The following is a 19,952-nucleotide window of genomic DNA, read 5'->3' as shown; positions in this document are numbered from 1 at the left end:
TCTTATTTCACAGATTTTCGCTGGCGTCTGTAGATCATAGATAGCGTTTGATGTGTGAAATAACCTGCGCCAGCCTTTCATGAATAAAAAAATGCCCGCCATTAATGGGAACAAAATCGACGTTTCCATGAATAATTTTCTGCCAGCCGTTTATCTCATTCAACGACATACTGTCATCCTGTAATCCGTAAAAGACTGTTGTCGCGCTCTTAAGGCGTGGCGTAGAACAATAGCGATAGCTGTCAGAAATAGCAAAATCGGCGCGCAGAATAGGGAGATAAAGTTCCATCATCTCTTTGTTCGCCAGCAGTGCTGGTGGCGTACCATTAAGGCTGACTAATTCGCTGATTAACGCGTCGTCATTCAGCGCTGAACGCCTCGCTGTCACTTTGCGATCAGCCGCTGAGCAGCTGGCAGAAAGAAACAAATGAGACAGTGAATACCCGCTTGCGGACTGTAATTTCCGCGCCAGCTCATAGGCGATTAACCCTCCGTTACTGTGCCCGAAAAATAGGTAAACCATAACTGTCCACGGCTAAATGGATTTTTGTTGTATTTCCACCACGGCTTTTACCAATCGATTCACTCTCATCTGTGGATGCCCCAGTGGCGTGCTGATGAGCGCTGACAATGCTGCCGTCAATAAATGCCCATTCAAAATCAGGTGATTGCTTCAATGCCGTGAATAATTGAAGAAGAACACCTTTTTTCGACCAAAGATTAAAACGACGGTAAATCGTGTTCCAGTCGCCAAAAAGTCGCAATAAGCCTTTTTGTCGACACCACTCGTCGGAATAGATGGTATCGATATAGCGTTCTCCGCCATCCGGGCTAATCATGGCGACCACTGAACCGGTGGGAATTTTATGACTATAGTGCTGAATGGCAGTCAGCACAGTTCCTGTTGAACCACCGGCAAGAAAACCGTAGCGCTGTGCGACCATCCGGCAGGTCTGCACCGTATCCATTTCTGACACTTGTACCATGTCGAACAGATTCTTACTGTCAAATAATGGCGGAGGGACACTGGCTCCCATACCGGGAATATAGCGCGGTGCTGGCGGCGTACCAAAAATGACCGACCCTTCAGTATCAACAGCAATAATTTTTGTTGCTGGTGATTCTTCAGTAATAGTTTGGACACATCCCATCAATGTACCCGTCGTTCCTGCTGCGACAAAAAGGTAGTCAATAACAGGAAATTCAATCAGTAATTCTCTGGCCGTCAATCTTGCATGGGCTTCGCTATTATCGGGACATTCATATTGATTAGTCCACACCAAATTATTATCTGACATCAATGTTTTCCTGATATAGTTGAGTCGACTACCGAGATAGCCTTTTTCTGGATCAGGTTTTTCGATGACAATCACTTCAGCACCATATGCCTTCATGACCTTGATAGTATGAGGCAACGTATTTTTATCAGCAACACACGTGAATTTATATTTTCTTGCTGCACAGATGATGCTTAATGTGATTCCCAGATTTCCTGAGCTAGATTCAATAACATATTTTTTCTCTTTTAATCCAGCATTTTTTCTGCTGCATCGACTAAAGCTATAGCAGTTTTTATTTTTATTGAACCACCCTGATTCATATTTTCTATTTTTATATAGACGCTATTGTTTTTTATGAAATCATTAAATTTTAAAAAAATATTTCCATTATTAATACTCTCACTTGTTTGATATATCATTCTCTCCAACCTTTAAGGTTATCCTGCGGACCATATTTATGCCGGTAATATCAAAACCTATTTTTTTGTATAAACCAATTGCTGCCTGATTTTCAGGCTCAACACGTAGTTTTATCATCGTCACATTGGAACGTCCGATCATTGATATCAAATCATTCATGGCTTCATAGCCGATTTTTTTATTACGATATTCATGAAGAATATAGAAATCCATAATAAATACTGACTGTTCTTTTGGGAAATAAAGAAGCCATATATAACCAACATGATAGGATTTATCATTTAGCATTTTGTTAATGCGTAAAAGAGAGTTGTTTTTCTCAGCTCGATTATCAGGAAACGAAGAATTAAATACATCAATAGCTTTTTTATGTGCTTCAGACTGGCTGAGATGATGATTTTTGATTAAATCATTCTCATATTCTTCAACGAAGATATTACAATAAGCACCAATATCATTTCCAGTGCATTCTGTCAGAATTGACATACTGCCACCTCTTCCTGAGTTCAAGGATAACTACTACTTTCCCGGTAAAATCAAATGCGCTGCATGCACAAAAACATTAGCAGGTCTAAAGCATTTATTCTATATTCATTTCCACTGAAAACATAAAATTTCATAAAACAAATCAATAATAATATTTAATTTCTACAAGAATGGAGAGCAAAAAAAAATCAGAGTATTTAGCTAAAAATAAATAAAAAAATGATTTTTTATATCAACACCCATCAAGTAAGAAAAAATTATAGATAAAATGTGTTTTTTTGTTAACGTTAAAAACTGTAATTTAAACTGTATAATTGTTTGTTTTCATTATATTTATCCTGGAAACGAAGACAGTCACACTATGAACGAAAGAAACTCAAGGCGCTCACCGCCGAACGGGTCAAAGACATTAAAACAGAAGACGACCTCAACCAGTTTTCACGCCTACCAACCATGGCAGGCATAAGAGAAATGCCTCGAAAAAAGGCTCAAAATACGCATAACGGTTACTCGTCTAACACTATACTCAGCAGAGCCCCGTGGCTGTGAAGACACCACTGAACCGCAACTGATAAAGAAAAATCAAATACGTATCACAGAAATGAACAGCCAGGTTTTGTCTCTGTATGCCAAAAGCATGATCACGAGTGAGATTATCCCCACGTTCAAAGAGATGTACGACACCGATGTGTCATCTACTCTAATTTTCATTGTTACCATCGCGGCCCCGAAAGTGACAGCCATTAATAAAATATCGGCTATTGCATAACGTAAACCCATAGTGATTCCATTATTCATTATGAATCTCGCTGTTCACTTATTGGGGCCGCATTAATTATGTGTTGGTATCAAATATTATTTAAATATTTTCTGAACAAATGTTATATAAGCCGGTCGCCAGACATCCATTTCATGCCCCAGATTGGGATAAACGGTGTAATCAAACTTCCCCCCTTTCTGCTCCAATTCCTTTTTCAAACCAGCGATATCCTTCCCGGTGACACTATCCTTACTACCCACCACCACAGTGAAATTACGTAATTGCTGATTAACTTGCTGCGCTTTCGCCAGTTGTGCAGAGACTTTAGCATTAGGAACGGTGGTTGTGCTTACCCCACTGAAGGTAGCCAGCCAGCCAAAATAATCAATGTGGCTCATGCCAGATACCAGCGTCTGATATCCCCCTTGAGATAAACCTGCCAACGCTCGACCATCGGCATCATGACGAACATTAAACCGTTGGCTGATCAGGGGAATAATGTCATGCATCAGTTCATTGTCCGCAGCTGCTGCATTGCGAGGATAGAAAACCTTTCGTCTGTCCTGCGGCACAAAATCTTCTGGTATTGCGTTGGCTGCATCCGTTTCAGTATCCGGAATCACAACCAGCATTGGCACTATTTTTTTCTCTGCCAGCAAGTTATCCATAATTTGGGGGACACGCCCCTGGGCAACCGCCGAATCTCCGGTATCACCAAAGCCGTGATAAAAATAGAGTACCGGCAGTGGTTTACCTGAATCGCTATATCCTGGTGGCGTCCAGACATACATCTGACGTTCTGATTTCAACGCCGATGAATGATAGGTAATGATTCGCAAATCACCATGAGGTACCTGCCGGGTATCCAATATACTGCCAGGAACCAGAATCATGCTGGTATTCACCTGTCGCTGTGGTTTGGGTGTGGACGACCCGGTGTCAATACTACGGAAACCATCAACATTAAAAAAATATTCGTACAAATCAGGGGACTGTGGTGCCGTACGGAAAGACCACACACCCAATTCATCCTTGACCATGGGATGAATTGCCCAGGATTCTGGTGTAGCGCCGGTAATTACGCTGACCGTTTTCGCCGTAGGTGCAAATAGCCGGAATGTGATGCTTTTATCCGCATTTACTTGTGACAGATAGCGCGTCGAAACCACATCAGAGCGCGGGAACGCAGGTATCCCCTTTGGAAACGCGTTGGCACTCAATGGAGAAAACAGACACAAGCTGGATATCAGCAGATACACACTATTTTTTGTCATTTTCATTAAATCAACCCTCATATTTTTCATACCATGCCCAACAGATTTCGAGTCGCAGAAAGCAGAAAACATAATAATTACAATAAATTTACCCAGATAAGTGATTCAATGGAGTAAACGAAGGCAATGTATCTGCAACTTGAAAAATAACTGATATACATAAGTAGCAAATACTATTAATTAAACAGCGACTACCACCACACTTCCGCTTGAATACCTACAGTAAATTGGTCTTTTTTTGTATCTGGAAATGTAAATGCATCCAGTTCATTATCCAGCACTCTTAAATACGTGCCATAGAAACGGATTTCTGGTCGTGAACTAAGCATGCTGGTATCGACTTTAATTGTGTGAAACAAGGTAGCTTTATAACCAGATTCAGTGAATTTTGTGCCAGTTTGATTTTTATTGGTCTGGGTAAAATAACCAGCCTCCACACCGGTCTGATTATAATCATCCCAAATATAAGCAGGTCTTAATACTGCACGAATGCTTTCAAAATCTGTGTGTGCCCCAGTGTCATAGCTATAAACATCATTACCATTAGTATAAACCAATGCATTAGCCATAATAACATTATCACGCAAGTACATTTCTCCCTGAGAAATCAACCGTACCGCCGTGCCACCAGTATGCTCACCATAATAGTTTCCATTTACCGCGACAAAGGGGCTGGAACCAGCATAACGCGCTAAACTACTGGCAATAGAATTATTGGCCATCTGGGCGGTAAACTCGTTAAATCCTTTATGTGTAAGGGTTTGTCGTAATATAGCTCCTCCCAGCCACGCATTTTTTAATGAGTAATAAGTGCCATTTTCTTCACTGCTTTTCTGACTGTCATTTTTATTCGCCATGGCATATTTTCCTAATACCATCAGCTTCGCACCATCCCATAACGGAATATCTTTGTAACGCATTTCCACCATATTGGTATTCAGTTGTTGATATGCAGTAAGACTTTGATTGTAAACATTAACATCCTCACGCGTTAGTGCGATATCAAATGAACCTACACCTGCCTTAATATTCTCTATCCCCACGCCGGCAGAAGAGTCGGTTCTATTACTTTTCCAGTCAAGCATCTGAATTTCATAAACTGGCAAGGCATGTTTACCTACCCAAAAATCAGCTTCCGGTGCAAAAGGCAAAAAACCTTTAGTTGTTAAATAAATATCCGAAAATTGAAGTCTATTACTATTCGTACTGCTATCACCAAACCATCCACTTGAATATTGCTCATCGACGTTACCATCCAGCTTGATCACTGCATGTGCCGTTTTCCCATCTTTATTAAACACTCGCTGGTTTAATATCAAATCATACCAACTGGTATTTTCGTTACCAAACCTACCAAGCGATCCTATTGCCCAGGATTTCGGTGAGCCTTGTGATCCAGTGGACCATCCTGAACGGAAATAGCCTGAGTAGGTGAATCCGATATCGTCTTTGACATACTGACTTAACTCATGCAGTGTCATGGCTGTTGTGGTCTCTTTTGCAGAAACAACCGATGACATAGACGCAGATAGCGTATCACCCGCTTTAGTTGTCAACGCAGAGGTTGAATTAGTGACATTCTTCTTTTTACTGTTGGGTTTCTTATTTTCCTTAACTAACACAATATTGTTATTTCCCTTCTCTTGATCTTTATAATGTTGTAATTCCAGTTTTGTTTCCTGCAAATCTTTCTCCAATGCAGCCAATCGTTGTTCAATGGTAAGTTGAGCTCCGATAGTAGGAAATGCCACTGGATATAATACGCACATAATAACAAAACAACTGGTTTTTAATTTCATATAATTATCCCTGTAAAGTGTTCGATGAAGAAAATCAAAAAATAGAAAAGTTGTATGCTACAAGCATATTTAGCCCTCTAGCCTAAATATGCCAGATAAAATAAAATTCTGCGGATAAGTTATATCCGCAGGAAAAGATTAAGTTAACGGATTAATGCACTACCATTACTGGCGATAATCGATTTGTACCAGAAGAAACTTTTCTTTCTATATCGCGTTAGACTTCCATTACCTACATCATCTCGATCCACATAAATAAATCCATATCGTTTTGACATCTCTGCTTTTGATGCACTGACCAAGTCAATAGGTCCCCAGCAGGTATAACCTAATACCTCGACACCATCATCAATCGCCTCACCGACCTGGACCAAATGATCATTCAAATACTGAATGCGATAATCATCGTTAATCGAACCATCATTTTCTTGTTTATCTTTAGCTCCCAGCCCATTTTCAACAATAAACAATGGTTTCTGATATCGGTCATAAAGGAAATTTAATAGGTATCGTAATCCTTCCGGATCAATTTGCCACCCCCATTCTGAACTTTTCAAATGTGGATTTGGCACCATATTCAATATATTGCCACGTGCTTTTTGACGATAATCTTTATCGGTCGTGACACAGCCGGTCATATAATAACTAAAAGAAATAAAATCGACTGTTTCTTTTAATGCTTGCCGATCTTCTTGCGTTATATTCAACGTAATACCAGCTTGTCTAAAGAATCGAGTCATATACGCCGGGTAGGCACCTCGTGCCTGTACATCACCAAAAAATAACCATTCTCGGTTTTGTTGCAGACTTTCCATTACATCTGCTGGCTTACAGGTCAAAGGGTAAAGCATGGCCCCGAGTAACATATTACCGATTTTGGCATCCGGAATAATTTCATGGCAGGCCTTAACTGCTTTTGCACTGGCAACCAATTGATGATGAATTGCCTGATAAATATCTGGTTTACTACTCTCTGGAGGCAAGCCAACACCGGTAAAGGGTGCATGCAGCGCCACGTTGATTTCATTAAACGTAAGCCAGAATTTCACTTTATCTTTATAGCGTGAAAATACCGTTCTGGCATAACGTTCAAAAAAGGAAATTGTTTTACGATTACCCCAACCACCATAATTTTTGACCAAACCATATGGCATCTCATAATGAGATAATGTCACTAAAGGCTGAATATCATATTTAGCCATTTCATCGAATAATCGATCATAAAATGCCAGGCCAGCTTCATTGGGTGTTTCTTCATCTCCCTGAGGAAAAATACGCGTCCAGGCAATCGATGTGCGCAAACATTTAAATCCCATTTCGGCAAATAACGCAATATCTTCCGGATAGCGGTGATAAAAATCAATAGCGACATCTTTTATTCCACTGTCCCCAAGCTGGCGCTCAATGATTTCGCCAAATATACCCTGAGGCTGTACATCAGATGTCGACAACCCTTTTCCGTCGATTAAATATGCACCTTCAACCTGATTGGCAGCAACGGCTCCGCCCCACAAAAATGTTTCTGGAAAATGATGGCTCATTATTTCTGTTCCTCCCTTGGACTGATCTGAATATCGTTTTCTTGGCGAACCAATACTAATAATGGTATTTTCGCGGTAATGTCACCGCTAGCGACGGGCAAGACGTCAATATAATCATCGCTATTGGTAATAATAATGGGCGTTGTGGTGTCATAACCAGCCTGTTCAATAGCCAGGCAGTCAAATTCCAGCAACAGATCCCCCTGTTTTACTACGTCACCAATACTGACATGCGGCGTAAAATATTTTCCGTCCAGCTTCACCGTATCCACACCAACATGAATTAAAACCTCTGCACCCTCATCGGTGGACAAGCCAATGGCATGATGGGTTTTAAAAAATGATGCAACAGTGCCATTCACTGGCGAAAACAATTGCCCTTCCGTTGGTTTAATGGCAATGCCCTTTCCCATCAGACCGCTGGCAAAAGTACGATCACTGAGTTGATCCAGCGGCAGCACCTTACCTTGTATCGGACTCATGATCGTTTGCCTGCGTCCATCGCCTGTCACAAATGACGCTGAAGATGATTGAACAGATTCAATAGCGGTAGTCGCCGTTTCAGGTTGTGCTGTTTTTATGCCAAATAACCAGGTCGCAAGAGCGGCGAACACAAAAGCGATTGCTGTACCAATAATGGCGGCCCATACGCTACTATCAATCCCTGATGGCGGGATAATTTGGGTAAAAGTAAAGATGCTAGGGAATCCAAAGGAATAAATAGTGGAATGGAAATAACCCATAATTCCTGCGCCGATGGCTCCTCCAATACACCCGAAGATGAAAGGGCGACGTAATGGCAATGTGACACCATAAATCGCAGGTTCAGTGATACCAAAAATAGCCGCAGAAAGTGCCGATCCCGAAATGCCTTTTAGTTTCATATCGCGGGTGCGTAGTAATACCCCTAATGTTGCGCCTGCCTGGCCTAATACTGCCGGGGTAAGTAATGGTAATAATGTATCATGTCCCATTACACTGAGGTTATTTAGCATAATGGGGATAAACCCCCAGTGCAGCCCGAAGATTACACATACCTGCCAGATAGCCCCCATGAATACCCCAGCCAATAATGAGTTAAAGCCATAAAGTAACTGATAGCCACTAGCCAGCATTTGACTCAACCAGGTTGCCGTAGGCCCAATCAATAAAAATGTTAAAGGGACAGTAATCATTACACAAAGCAACGGTGTGAAAAAATTACGAATATTGACATGTAGAAATGCATTAAGTGGTTTTTCCAGTTTACAGGAAACCCAGCTGGCAAAAATAATTGGAATAACTGATGAACTGTAATTAATGAAGGTGATTGGTATCCCCAAAAAATGAAGTGATTGATATCCTGCTGTTTGCATAGCATTAAAGGCAGCGATCATTGAAGGATGTACCAATGTTCCGCCAATTACCATGGAGACAAATGGATTACCACCAAATTTCTTACCGGCCGTATATCCCAAAATAATGGGGAAAAAATAGAATAAGGCATCACTGGAAGCAAATAATATTTTATACGTACCACTCTTATCTGACATCCATCCCAATGCTAGACTGAGTGCTAAAAATCCTTTTAAAATCCCTGAGGCTGCCATTACGCCAATAAATGGGGTAAAAATACCAGAAATGACATCAATCAACCGGGAAAGGATATTCTCCTTTGTCGTGTCATCGCCACTGCTATCACGACTTGTATCAGATAAATTCTGAATGCCGGACATTTCGATCAAATCCTGATACACCTCATTGACATGATTCCCGATCACTACCTGAAATTGACCGCCGCTTTCCACGACCATAATGATACCGGGGTTATTCTTCAGTGCAGTAGCATTCGCCTTATTATTATCTTTTAACTTAAAACGCAGGCGTGTAGCGCAATGTAATACGCTATTGATATTACTGAGCCCTCCGACACCTTCAATTATCTCATTGGCTAACGTTTTATATTTCATTGACAATCCTTAATACTCAGTAACTTCACAGGTAAAACCGGATAGCATCAGATATCCGACACTGTTTTTGAGACAAAAAAAAACCTAAACCATCTTTTTGAATGCTATCAGCACTAAGAAAGGTGGTTTAGGTTTTGCCTGTATTCTTCAAGTGGTGAATACAGTAGCAATCCAGTTTTTACGCTTCCAATATAGACTACTTATTTTTACTTCAACAGCAAGTCTATTCTCATCAATAATCACTGATTTGTGATTTACAGCATACATTTCCACTATGTCTATTGGCTTTCCAATAATTCAGATCTGACTCTTTCAATATGAATTGTCAAAAACATTAACTCTTCTTTAGTCAGAGTGTAACAATACTGCTGGATAATATGACTCTGGATTTTCTCGGCACAGTGATATGCCTGTGAGTATTTCTCTTTTACCACATCATGCAAAGACTCATCATTGCTGAATACCGTATTGTGTCCCATTAATCTCTGCGCAAAAAACTTTAAATGGGTAACGAATCGATGGTAACTGAAAGCCTGTTCGTTATAGTCAATATTCAATTGGTATTTAACAATATTAAGAATCTCCTGCATGATTTTGGTAATCTGAATAACTTCAGGCATATGGCTATCCAGTTGAGCATTGACCAGATGCAAAGCAATAAACCCCGCCTCATCCTCTGGCAGACGGATACCAAGACGTTGTTCAATAATATCCAATGCTTCCAAGCCTACCGCGAACTCTTTCTGATAAACCCGCTTGATTTCCCACAGCAGAACATTACGTATATCAACGCCCTGCTTATGTCGCTCGATGGCAAAATTACAGTGATCAGTCAGTGAAATATAGATGCTGTTTTGTAACTGTCCCGACAATCGCGTCTTGGCCAGAGTGATGATTTTGTCAGCTGTCGTGATGACTTCCAGCGGAATGCCAGCCAGCAGTTCACTGAGACGGGAGGTCAACTCACTACTACGAAGTTCAAATACCTTTTCAACCAGTGTGTTATCTACATCATCCCCAATCTGTTTTTTGAAACCTAGCCCTCGCCCCATCACCACCTGCTCACTATGATGTTCATCTATAACGGTGACGACATTATTGTTAAGTATTTTGGCTATCTTCATTTTTCACGCTCTGAAAACAAAAAAACCAGATACCCGCTATGAAGCGAACATCTGGTCTTGCCTGCCGAGTGCAGTAACAATCCTGTATGTACATAAACTACCATTTGCCATCGTAGTCTCAATATCCAACACACAGAAACGTGATAGAGATCGACACAAATACAAGCATTTCACATCTGTTCTCATTTTTATCTATCCGGTTGACCTGTTTCACACAATTAGCCAAACCGGCGATTGGTTCGTTTGCACCACAATAAGTTTTTCTCAGGCAGTTGCGCAACAAGTCTGTGTAAAAATGACAAATCGCACATTTTTTTGCGTAAACGCACTAAAATATGCGTTATCATCACTTCATCTGGCTTGTTTCTCCCCATCTAACAACTATAATACGGAACGTCGTTTCATTGAATGGTTTCAGCTAATTAACGTGCCACTATCATCAATAAAATCACTTCACATGACCGGGCAATATCCTGTCACATACTCGTTTATTCTCTCATTGCTGTCACCACCTATACTTAGCTTTCAGAATCACCGCCAACCGTATCTATCCCGGGGGATTAGCACTATCAGCCACCGGCTCACATATTTTTTATCCATCACAACTTGTAGAAACTAACCATTATGAAAAAGACCAAAATCGTTTGTACCATTGGCCCCAAAACCGAATCAGAGGAAATGCTGGGCAAGCTGCTCAATGCCGGCATGAATGTAATGCGCCTCAATTTTTCGCATGGTGATTATGCTGAACATGGCCAGCGTATTAAGAACCTACGGGCCATCACGGAAAAAACCGGTAACAAAGCCGCCATTCTACTGGATACCAAAGGTCCAGAAATCCGAACCATGAAGCTGGAAAATGGTGCCGACGTCTCTCTGACTGCCGGCCAGATTTTCACGTTCACCACCGAGCAGAGTGTTATTGGCAACAAAGACCGTGTTGCCGTGACCTATGCCGGATTTACCGAAGACCTGAAAACAGGTAATACCGTACTGGTTGATGACGGGCTTATCGGTATGGAAGTGCTCGATATCAAGGGTAATGAAGTTATCTGTAAAGTACTGAACAATGGTGATCTGGGGGAAAACAAAGGCGTCAACCTGCCAGGTGTATCTATTCAGTTACCCGCATTGGCAGAAAAGGACAAACGCGACCTGATTTTTGGCTGCGAACAAGGCGTTGATTTCGTTGCCGCATCGTTTATCCGTAAACGTTCTGATGTAGAAGAGATCCGAGCCCACCTGAAACAACATGGTGGGGAACATATCCAGATCATTTCTAAAATCGAAAATCAGGAAGGCCTGAACAACTTTGATGAAATTTTGGAAGCGTCCGACGGTATCATGGTTGCACGTGGTGATCTCGGTGTGGAAATCCCGGTAGAAGAAGTGATTTTCGCGCAAAAAATGATGATCGAAAAATGTAACGAAACCCGTAAAGTGGTTATCACAGCAACACAAATGTTGGATTCCATGATCAAGAATCCACGCCCAACCCGTGCTGAAGCTGGCGATGTTGCTAATGCGATTATTGATGGTACAGATGCCGTGATGCTGTCTGGAGAAAGCGCCAAGGGTAAATACCCTCTGGAATCAGTGACTATCATGGCAACCATCTGTGAACGTACCGATAGAGTGATGAAGCCCCGTCTGGAAAAATTGCACAACGAGGGCAAATTGCGCATTACGGAAGCGGTATGTCGTGGTGCAGTGGAAACCGCCGAAAAACTGGAAGCGCCATTGATCGTCGTTGCCACCAACGGTGGTAAATCAGCTAAATCCGTGCGTAAATACTTTCCTAACGCCCGCATTCTAGCGCTGACAACCAATGGAATCACCGCCCGCCAATTATTGCTGAGTAAAGGCATCGAAACTATGCTGGTGAAAGAAATTGCCTCGACTGATGATTTCTATCGCATTGGGAAAGAAGCGGCTCTGAGCAGCGGCTTTGCACAACCAGGCGACGTTGTCGTGATGGTTTCTGGAGCATTGGTCCCCAGTGGCACCACCAATACCGCATCTGTGCAGCGTCTGTAAAATAAGCCGGTAATGAAAACCTATACGAAAAAGCGTCCTTCGGGACGCTTTTTTATTTTCCAATTACACAAGCCAGCTAACTCATTGCCATTTTAGTTATACTTAATTGATATATTGGAGTGGCTCTACTTCAGAGTTATCTGATATAACACTGCTGTTTTATTTACTTTTTTTAATCTGCCAGTGAAACTCGCTGATTCTTTGAGCGAACAGTCAAAATTAAGCATCTTCCCATCAAAAATTTATTCTCATTAGAAAAAAGTTTGTGTAATACTTATAACGCTACATGGAGATTAACTCAATTTAGAGGGTATTAATAATGAATCGTACTAAACTGGTACTGGGCGCGGTAATTCTGGGTTCTACTCTGCTGGCTGGTTGCTCTACCAATGCTAAAATCGATCAACTGTCTACTGATGTTCAGACTCTGAACAGCAAAGTTGATCAACTGGCTACTGATGTGAATGCAATCCGCTCTGACGTACAGGCTGCTAAAGATGACGCAGCTCGTGCTAACCAGCGTCTGGACAACCAAGTTCGTACTTACAAAAAGTAATCGAATTGGTTGAGTAAAAAATGGCGCACATTGTGCGCCATTTTTTTACCTTAATTTTACCGTGATGGACTGATGGCAGAAATAGGTGCAGCAGCGCCTGTCGTCTGCGGTAACTGAAAGTCGTGAATCTGCTGTCCAACATTAACCAATACGGGCATACCAGAACGACGAGCAATCGTGGCAGAGACACTGCCTGCATCGGTATCCTTGTTGCGAATAAACGTCTTCACGTCCTTGCTAAGAGCAATCGGCATGGTTTGTGGGTCATCTTTATCCGATCTGGACAGTGGCTGATGTACCTCCATATAGCGCTTACCATCCGGTTCTACCGCCACCTTGATAGGTTCGTTGATAACCCGCACCTGAGTTCCTACTGGTACAGCATTAAACAATGCCTTGATATCATCAGGACGTAAACGGATACAACCAGAACTGACACGCATACCAATGCCAAAATTGGCATTGGTTCCATGGATAAGATAAACCCCGCCACTTTTAGCCAACCGTAAGGCAAATAATCCCATCGGATTGTCCGGACCAGCTGGGACTACTGCCGGTAAAATGATGCCATCTTCTTTATAGCGCTTACGAATGTTCGGCGTTGGTGTCCAGGTAGGATTCTCATGTTTTTCTCTGATCCGGGTGACCATAACTGGGGTACTGCGCCCTAACTGACCAATGCCGATAGGATAAACAATTACCGTATCCTTGCCCTTGGGATAATAGTACAAGCGCAACTCAGCCAGATTGATAATGATACCTTCACGCGGAGCGTCCGGCAGCAGCATCTGTGTCGGAATTATCAATGTGGTTCCCGCCTTCGGCAAATAAGGGTCCGTTCCCGGATTCGCCTCCAACATCCCAAGCAACCCAATCTTATAATCAGCAGCAATTGCTTCCAGAGGGCGGCCATCGTTGGGTACGGTATAAATAATATTTTCGCCAATCAAACGGCTTCCTGGTGGTGGAAGTGGATACTCTGTCGCCCAGGCCACTGAGATACCCACCAGGGACGACACAAAGAATAGAGTTAATAATTTAAAAGCGTGTTTCATTGTTAATTTCCTGTTCCACTGCTCAAAGATAGATATAAAAAATGGTAGTTAACCCACTAAGCGATTATTTTCATGGCTCACTTTTTCGGAATTAATATAACAAGGGTAGGTTTTGTTTATTTGAATCAATATATTATAATTCAATACTGTAAAAAATCTCGTACTCAAGGATAAAAGCTGTCCCGAAGAAGATCTACGGGATGAAATCTGAAATATGAATTCACGCAATTAAGGTTAACTTGATATTAGATACCCCCATCCGCCAAAGGATCAAGATACGAAAGTTTGGCGCGAGGAATGGCACCATCAGAAACCTCATCCCCACGTATGTTCATATTTTACATTGACGTGATTAATATCATTCGGCCAGAGTAAGTGTTCAGATTAATGGTAAAATCCGGCTTCGTATAGCGCGTAATATTGCTTCCAGCCCCTGAGAGCGAGAAGGCGTAAGGTGCTCACTCAACGCCAGTTCCTGAAAAAATGGACGGACGTCCAACGCAACGATCTCCTGTGCGCTCAACCCTTGATAGAGACTGAACACCACGGCGATAAGCCCTTTGACAATAGCCGCATCACTATCACCATGAAGAATAATGCGCCCCTGTTCATCCTGTCGCACTACAATCCATACCTGACTTTGGCAACCGGATACGACATTTTCATCCTGACGCCACGCCTCAGGTAACGGTTTCAGGCCTACCCCCAACTCAATAATATAAAGATACCTTTCTTCCCAGTTATGACAGCGCAGGAAGTTGCGCATCAGTTTTTGTGGTTCAGGCAGCATTGTCATAAATATCTCCAGACGTTTACCGGCTCAGCGGCTCAATAATCGGCGAATACGCTGTAATCCAGCCACCAGCCGGTCAATGTCTTCCCGTTGAGTATAGAGCGCCAGCGAGGCTCGGCACATACTGGGGACACCATAATGCTCCATTAATGGCATGGCACAGTGATGCCCGGTACGGATTGCTATTCCATACTGATCCAGAAAGCTACCTACATCATAGGCATGGTGTTTCCCGAGGTTAAAGGCTATCACACCCTGGCGCTGATGCGGGCCATAGAGCGTAAAATCCGCTACTTGCTCTAACGCTTTCAACGCATACTGCATCAGTTCGGTTTCATAGACGTGGACAGCTTCACGCCCCAAGGTCGTGACATAGTGCAACGCCGCCCCCAGCCCCATAATGCCCGCCGTATTTGGTGATCCAGCTTCAAACCGCCAGGGCGCATCAACATAGGTGGTACCATAATATAGGCTGACCTGCCTGATCATCGCCCCGCCGCCTTCCCATGGTGGCATATCTTGCAACAGTTGTTTTTTGGCATACAACACGCCGATCCCCGTTGGTCCATAAATTTTATGACCAGAGAAAGCGTAAAAATCACAATCCATCGCCTGAACATCTACCGCTTGATGCATCACCGCCTGAGCCCCATCGACGAGCACTTTCGCACCCGCTGCTTTGGCCTGCCGGATAATCTCACTGACCGGATTTACCGTCCCCAGCACGTTGGAAACCTGTGTCACCGCTACCAGGCATGTGCGTTCATCCAATAACAGAGGCAATTTCGCCATGTTGAGCGTACCCTCGACGGTTAGCGGCAAGACACGAATCTCCAGTTGGTGAGACGCTGCCAGCATTTGCCAAGGTACAATGTTGGCATGGTGCTCCATCTCGGTCACGATCAGGTTATCACCGGGTTGGAAAAAGGTGCGGCCATAACTATTTGCCACCAGATTAATCGCTTCAGTCGTGCCGCGGACGAATACAATCTCCTCGGCGGACTCCGCGTTAATAAACGCAGCCACCTGTGCTCTGACACCTTCCATCGCGCTGGTAGCATGCGCGCTTAACGTATGTATGCCGCGATGTACTGCCGCATACTCATGCAGATAAAAATCCCGTTCCCGTTCGATAACGATCAACGGTTTCTGAGCACTGGCGGCACTATCCAGATAGACCAGAGGCTGACCATTGATTTCCTGCTGTAGCGCAGGGAAATCAGCTTTCACTCGCTCAATGGGGTAACTCATGCAGCACCTCCCATTGTATTTTCCAACCGAAGCGCAATGCGACTGACTACCACATCACGCAATACTTCATCCGTAATCGCTTCCGTCAATTCCGCAGCAAAAGCGAAAATAATCATCTGTTGTGCGTCTCGCTCGCTAATACCACGTGAACGCAGATAAAATTGCTGTTCCTCGTCGATTCTCCCCACCGTAGCCCCATGACTGCATTTCACATCATCAGCATAGATTTCCAATTGTGGCTTGGTATCAACTTCGGCCAGACGACCCAGCAACAAATTATTGTTAGTCATTTTTCCATCGGTTTTCAGCGCCTGAGGCGCCACCTTAATCGTGCCATTGAATACGGCACGGGCACGATCACGCACGATGGTTTTGTGTAACTGGCGGCTTTCGCCATGGCCTTTGTTATGTTCAAGATAAGTGCGAGTGTCACAGACTTCATTACCACCCGGCAAGACCAGACTATTCATCACCAGATTAACGCCTTCACCGTTAATCTGGGCGCTGGTGTGATGACGCGTCAGCCCGGCACCTAATAGAAAACCATGGCTGCTCACCTGCGCCGCACGTGCTAGTAACAGATCGTTATGAGAAAAGTGATAACTGGCTGGCGACTCAAATCCCAGCTTGTAATGCGTTACCTGACTGTTTTCTCCTGCATCAATAGTTAAACGCGCGCCACAGAAATGCGCCCCTTCATCCAGACTGACATAATGTTCGATAATCTGTGCACTGGCTCCCTGGCCGACACTTAGGTGATGTCGATAATGAACCGTATTCAAAGCCGGGGTAGAACCGCTGCTGTTGATGTGTAACAGATAGAGCGGTTTATCTGCCTGCACGCCAGCAGGCAGATGGATAAGCGTAGTTGACATTGCCAGGCTTTCTGTCAGATGCAGGAAGACCTCTGGCTGAATAGCGACAGATAATGACAAGGGCGATCCAGCTGGCTTTACATCTATCTGGTAAGGCCCCCACGCCACGTCACTCAACATCGCATTAAACACCCCGTCAACAAATACCAGACGCCAACTGTCGACAGGCAGAGCCAGCATGTTTCGCAACTCTGGACTGATGAAGCGAGCCGTCGGCACAGTAAATACGTGAGACAATAAGTTATCCAACGGCGTGTATTTCCAGTGTTCGAGCTTACGATGTGGCAGCCCTAACCGCAGTACCTGTTGCCAGTGTTGTTCGGCCTCGGGAGATCGCGGCGCAGCCGTGTTGAATAATTGCTGCCACTGCTGCACAACGTGCTGCTGTTTGCTACTACTGTTGGTCGGTAAGCCAGCCATAGCCTTGTTCCTCCAACTGTTTAACCAATGAGAAATCGCCGGATTTAACAATATTTCCCTGAGACAACACATGCACATAATCAGGTTTGACGTAATCCAGAATGCGTTGATAGTGGGTAACAATAATGAATGAACGCTGAGTATTACGTAGTGTATTCACACCATTAGCGACAATCTTCAACGCATCAATATCCAGACCGGAATCTGTTTCATCCAGAATACATAAATCCGGCTCCAGTGCCGCCATTTGCAAAATATCATTCCGTTTCTTCTCACCGCCGGAAAACCCCACGTTCACTGAACGTGTCAGCAGGTCTGCTGGCATCTTCAACAGCTGGATTTTATCTTCAATGAAATCAGCAAAATCAAAACGGTCCAGCGGTTCCTGCTGACGATATTTGCGCACGGCGTTGACTGCCGTTTGCAGGAAAAACTGATTACTAACGCCAGGAATTTCCACCGGATATTGGAAAGCCATGAAAATGCCTTCTCCGGCACGATCTTCCGGTGCCAATGTCAACAGATCCTTGCCTTTGAAATGCAGTGAACCAGCAGTCACTTCATAATCTTCTCGTCCAGCCAACGTTGCAGACAAGGTGCTTTTCCCTGAACCATTTGGTCCCATGATGGCATGGACCTCTCCTGGTTTAACATGCAGACTCAGCCCTCTGATGATTTCTTTCTCTTCGACACTGACTCTCAACTTTTTGATACTTAACATATTTATCCTTCTGGCGTCTTTTGATTGCTGACGCTCATCATTATGTGCACCGGAGTACCATTTCCGTTGTCGTGACGGAGCCACTAATGCATTAGCCCACGCTATGTTCAAGGCTGATCGCCAGGAGTTTCTGTGCTTCCACTGCAAACTCCAGCGGCAACGCAGAAAACACATCTTTACAGAAGCCATTTACAATCATGGAGATAGCATCATCTTCATTGATGCCACGTTGCAGGCAATAGAACAGTTGATCTTCACCAATTCTGGATGTCGTTGCTTCGTGTTCCAGTTGGGCCGTATTGTTTCTCACTTCCACATACGGAAAGGTGTGTGCACCACAATCACTACCTATCAGCATCGAGTCACACTGGGTAAAATTGCGGGCATTGGTCGCACTTGGCATAATTTTCACCAAGCCACGATAGGTATTCTGGCTATGCCCGGCCGAAATTCCTTTTGAGATAATGGTTGAATGGGTGTTTTTACCGATATGGATCATTTTGGTCCCAGTGTCCGCCTGTTGATGACCACTGGTTAATGCCACGGAGAAAAACTCACCAACCGAATTATCACCACGCAGAATCACACTTGGATATTTCCAGGTGATCGCCGACCCGGTTTCTGACTGCGTCCAGGACATCTTTGAATTTTCTCCACCACACAGTGCTCGCTTGGTCACGAAGTTAAGGATCCCGCCCTTACTGTCCTTACCAGCAAACCAGTTCTGTACCGTGGAATATTTCACTTCGGCATTTTTATTGACAATCACTTCCACTACCGCCGCATGCAGTTGATAACTATCACGAACCGGTGCGGAACATCCTTCGATATAACTGACATAACTGTCATCATCAGCAATCAAAATCGTCCGCTCAAACTGGCCGGTTTTTGCGGCGTTAATGCGGAAATAGGTAGAAAGTTCCATTGGGCAACGGACACCTTTCGGCACATACACAAAGGTTCCGTCTGAAGCCACCGCCGCATTCAGGGCGGCAAAAAAGTTGTCGTTGGACGGTACTACGCTACCCAGATACTGACGTACCAAATCCGGATGTTCCTGAATTGCTTCACTGAATGAGCAGAAAATAATGCCTTGTTTCGCCAGTTCATGCCGGTAAGTGGTGGCAACAGATACCGAGTCAAATATCGCGTCTACCGCGACATCCTTGCCTTCCCGCACCGGAATACCCAGTTGCTCGAACGCCTTTTCCACCTCGGTAGTGAGGTAATTTTTCTGGTCCGACGGTAGGCTGGTCTCGTCAGTCCCGGAGTGCTGAATGGCGCCCGGTTGAGCGCTGCAATTATCGTCACAATCGCCACAGGACGGTGCCGAGTAATAGCTATAATCCTGATAATCAAGCTTATCGTAGTGCGCTTTCAACCAGTGGGGTTCTTCCATCTCCAGCCAGGCGTGGTAAGCATTAAGCCGAAACGCCAACATCCATTCAGGTTCATTACGCTTGGCAGAAATAGCCCGTACCACATGTTCGTTAATACCGCGAGCCAGTTCATCCGTGGCCAGTTCGGTGAAAAAACCTTCTTTGTAGCGTCCGTCCTCGATCCTTGTCTGGACATCATCGGATACTTCTACGTTACTACGTGCCATGATCG

Annotated in this window: 16 protein-coding genes and 3 pseudogenes; 3 read left to right on the top strand and 16 right to left on the bottom strand. The window is 43.8% G+C overall.

What is annotated here, in order from left to right:
• Positions 1–34: 34 nt before the first annotated feature.
• The 5 genes and pseudogenes from RS889_RS09800 to RS889_RS09780 all read right to left on the bottom strand — a co-directional run bounded on the left by RS889_RS09800 (position 35) and on the right by RS889_RS09780 (position 2,186).
• Positions 35–523, bottom strand: coding sequence for a thioesterase II family protein (locus RS889_RS09800; RefSeq protein WP_315710496.1), 489 nt, complete (start codon positions 521–523; stop codon positions 35–37).
• Positions 510–758 (bottom strand): annotated as a pseudogene (locus tag RS889_RS09795) (IS5/IS1182 family transposase); the annotation flags it as partial. The gene RS889_RS09800 and the pseudogene RS889_RS09795, both read right to left, overlap by 14 nt.
• Before the next feature lie 132 nt (positions 759–890).
• Positions 891–1,481: pseudogene (locus RS889_RS09790) on the bottom strand (pyridoxal-phosphate dependent enzyme); the annotation flags it as partial.
• A 44-nt stretch (positions 1,482–1,525) separates the two neighbouring features.
• Complete coding sequence (locus RS889_RS09785; protein ID WP_315710494.1) at positions 1,526–1,699, bottom strand: hypothetical protein; 174 nt, start codon at positions 1,697–1,699, stop codon at positions 1,526–1,528.
• Positions 1,680–2,186 (bottom strand): GNAT family N-acetyltransferase, encoded by a 507-nt coding sequence (locus RS889_RS09780; RefSeq protein ID WP_315710492.1) that lies wholly within the window; start codon positions 2,184–2,186, stop codon positions 1,680–1,682. Before RS889_RS09780 ends, RS889_RS09785 begins: the two co-directional genes overlap by 20 nt.
• Positions 2,187–2,504: 318 nt before the next feature.
• Between RS889_RS09780 and RS889_RS09775 the strand changes: the two are divergent.
• A pseudogene (locus RS889_RS09775) lies at positions 2,505–2,910 on the top strand (transposase); the annotation flags it as partial.
• Positions 2,911–3,041: 131 nt separating this feature from the next.
• On the opposite strand, the gene RS889_RS09770 reads toward RS889_RS09775, so the two are convergent.
• From RS889_RS09770 to licT, 5 genes are all read right to left on the bottom strand, one after another.
• Positions 3,042–4,226, bottom strand: a complete 1,185-nt coding sequence (locus RS889_RS09770) for an alpha/beta hydrolase (RefSeq protein ID WP_315710490.1) — start codon at positions 4,224–4,226, stop codon at positions 3,042–3,044.
• Between the two features lie 185 nt (positions 4,227–4,411).
• Positions 4,412–6,019 carry a carbohydrate porin gene (locus tag RS889_RS09765; protein WP_315710488.1) on the bottom strand — a complete coding sequence of 536 codons (1,608 nt, stop codon included), beginning with the start codon at positions 6,017–6,019 and terminating at the stop codon, positions 4,412–4,414.
• Positions 6,020–6,162: 143 nt separating this feature from the next.
• Positions 6,163–7,560, bottom strand: a complete 1,398-nt coding sequence (locus tag RS889_RS09760) for a glycoside hydrolase family 1 protein (RefSeq protein WP_315710487.1) — start codon at positions 7,558–7,560, stop codon at positions 6,163–6,165.
• Positions 7,560–9,509, bottom strand: a complete 1,950-nt coding sequence (bglF, locus tag RS889_RS09755) for a PTS beta-glucoside transporter subunit IIABC (protein WP_315710486.1) — start codon at positions 9,507–9,509, stop codon at positions 7,560–7,562. Before bglF ends, RS889_RS09760 begins: the two co-directional genes overlap by 1 nt.
• 278 nt (positions 9,510–9,787) lie before the next feature.
• A complete protein-coding gene (gene licT / locus RS889_RS09750) occupies positions 9,788–10,633 on the bottom strand; it encodes a BglG family transcription antiterminator LicT (RefSeq protein WP_021016304.1) in 846 nt (281 codons plus the stop codon).
• Positions 10,634–11,257: 624 nt separating this feature from the next.
• Between licT and pykF the strand changes: the two genes are divergently transcribed.
• Positions 11,258–12,670 (top strand): pyruvate kinase PykF, encoded by a 1,413-nt coding sequence (pykF, locus tag RS889_RS09745; RefSeq protein ID WP_021016305.1) that lies wholly within the window; start codon positions 11,258–11,260, stop codon positions 12,668–12,670.
• A gap of 319 nt (positions 12,671–12,989) precedes the next feature.
• A complete protein-coding gene (locus RS889_RS09740) occupies positions 12,990–13,226 on the top strand; it encodes a major outer membrane lipoprotein (RefSeq protein ID WP_021016306.1) in 237 nt (78 codons plus the stop codon).
• A gap of 56 nt (positions 13,227–13,282) precedes the next feature.
• Here the strand turns inward: RS889_RS09740 and RS889_RS09735 are convergent, their stop codons facing one another.
• The 6 genes from RS889_RS09735 to sufB form a co-directional block, all read right to left on the bottom strand.
• Positions 13,283–14,281 carry a L,D-transpeptidase family protein gene (locus RS889_RS09735; RefSeq protein ID WP_021016307.1) on the bottom strand — a complete coding sequence of 333 codons (999 nt, stop codon included), beginning with the start codon at positions 14,279–14,281 and terminating at the stop codon, positions 13,283–13,285.
• A 379-nt stretch (positions 14,282–14,660) separates the two neighbouring features.
• Entirely contained in the window at positions 14,661–15,077 is a 417-nt protein-coding gene (gene sufE / locus RS889_RS09730; RefSeq protein ID WP_021016309.1) for a cysteine desulfuration protein SufE, read from the bottom strand.
• Between the two features lie 24 nt (positions 15,078–15,101).
• Positions 15,102–16,325, bottom strand: a complete 1,224-nt coding sequence (sufS, locus tag RS889_RS09725; protein ID WP_315710482.1) for a cysteine desulfurase SufS — start codon at positions 16,323–16,325, stop codon at positions 15,102–15,104.
• Positions 16,322–17,620 carry a Fe-S cluster assembly protein SufD gene (gene sufD, locus RS889_RS09720; RefSeq protein WP_315710480.1) on the bottom strand — a complete coding sequence of 433 codons (1,299 nt, stop codon included), beginning with the start codon at positions 17,618–17,620 and terminating at the stop codon, positions 16,322–16,324. The genes sufS and sufD overlap by 4 nt, the downstream gene beginning before the upstream one ends.
• A complete protein-coding gene (gene sufC, locus RS889_RS09715; RefSeq protein ID WP_315710478.1) occupies positions 17,595–18,341 on the bottom strand; it encodes a Fe-S cluster assembly ATPase SufC in 747 nt (248 codons plus the stop codon). Before sufC ends, sufD begins: the two co-directional genes overlap by 26 nt.
• A gap of 91 nt (positions 18,342–18,432) precedes the next feature.
• Positions 18,433–19,947, bottom strand: coding sequence for a Fe-S cluster assembly protein SufB (gene sufB / locus RS889_RS09710; protein ID WP_315710477.1), 1,515 nt, complete (start codon positions 19,945–19,947; stop codon positions 18,433–18,435).
• Between the last annotated feature and the right edge of the window lie 5 nt (positions 19,948–19,952).

The sequence above is a fragment of the Brenneria uluponensis genome, from assembly GCF_032395385.1.
Taxonomy (GTDB): Bacteria; Pseudomonadota; Gammaproteobacteria; order Enterobacterales; family Enterobacteriaceae; genus Prodigiosinella; species Prodigiosinella aquatilis.
The sequence above is the reverse complement of the archived record's forward strand: the minus strand, read 5'-3'. Positions and strand labels throughout refer to the sequence as shown.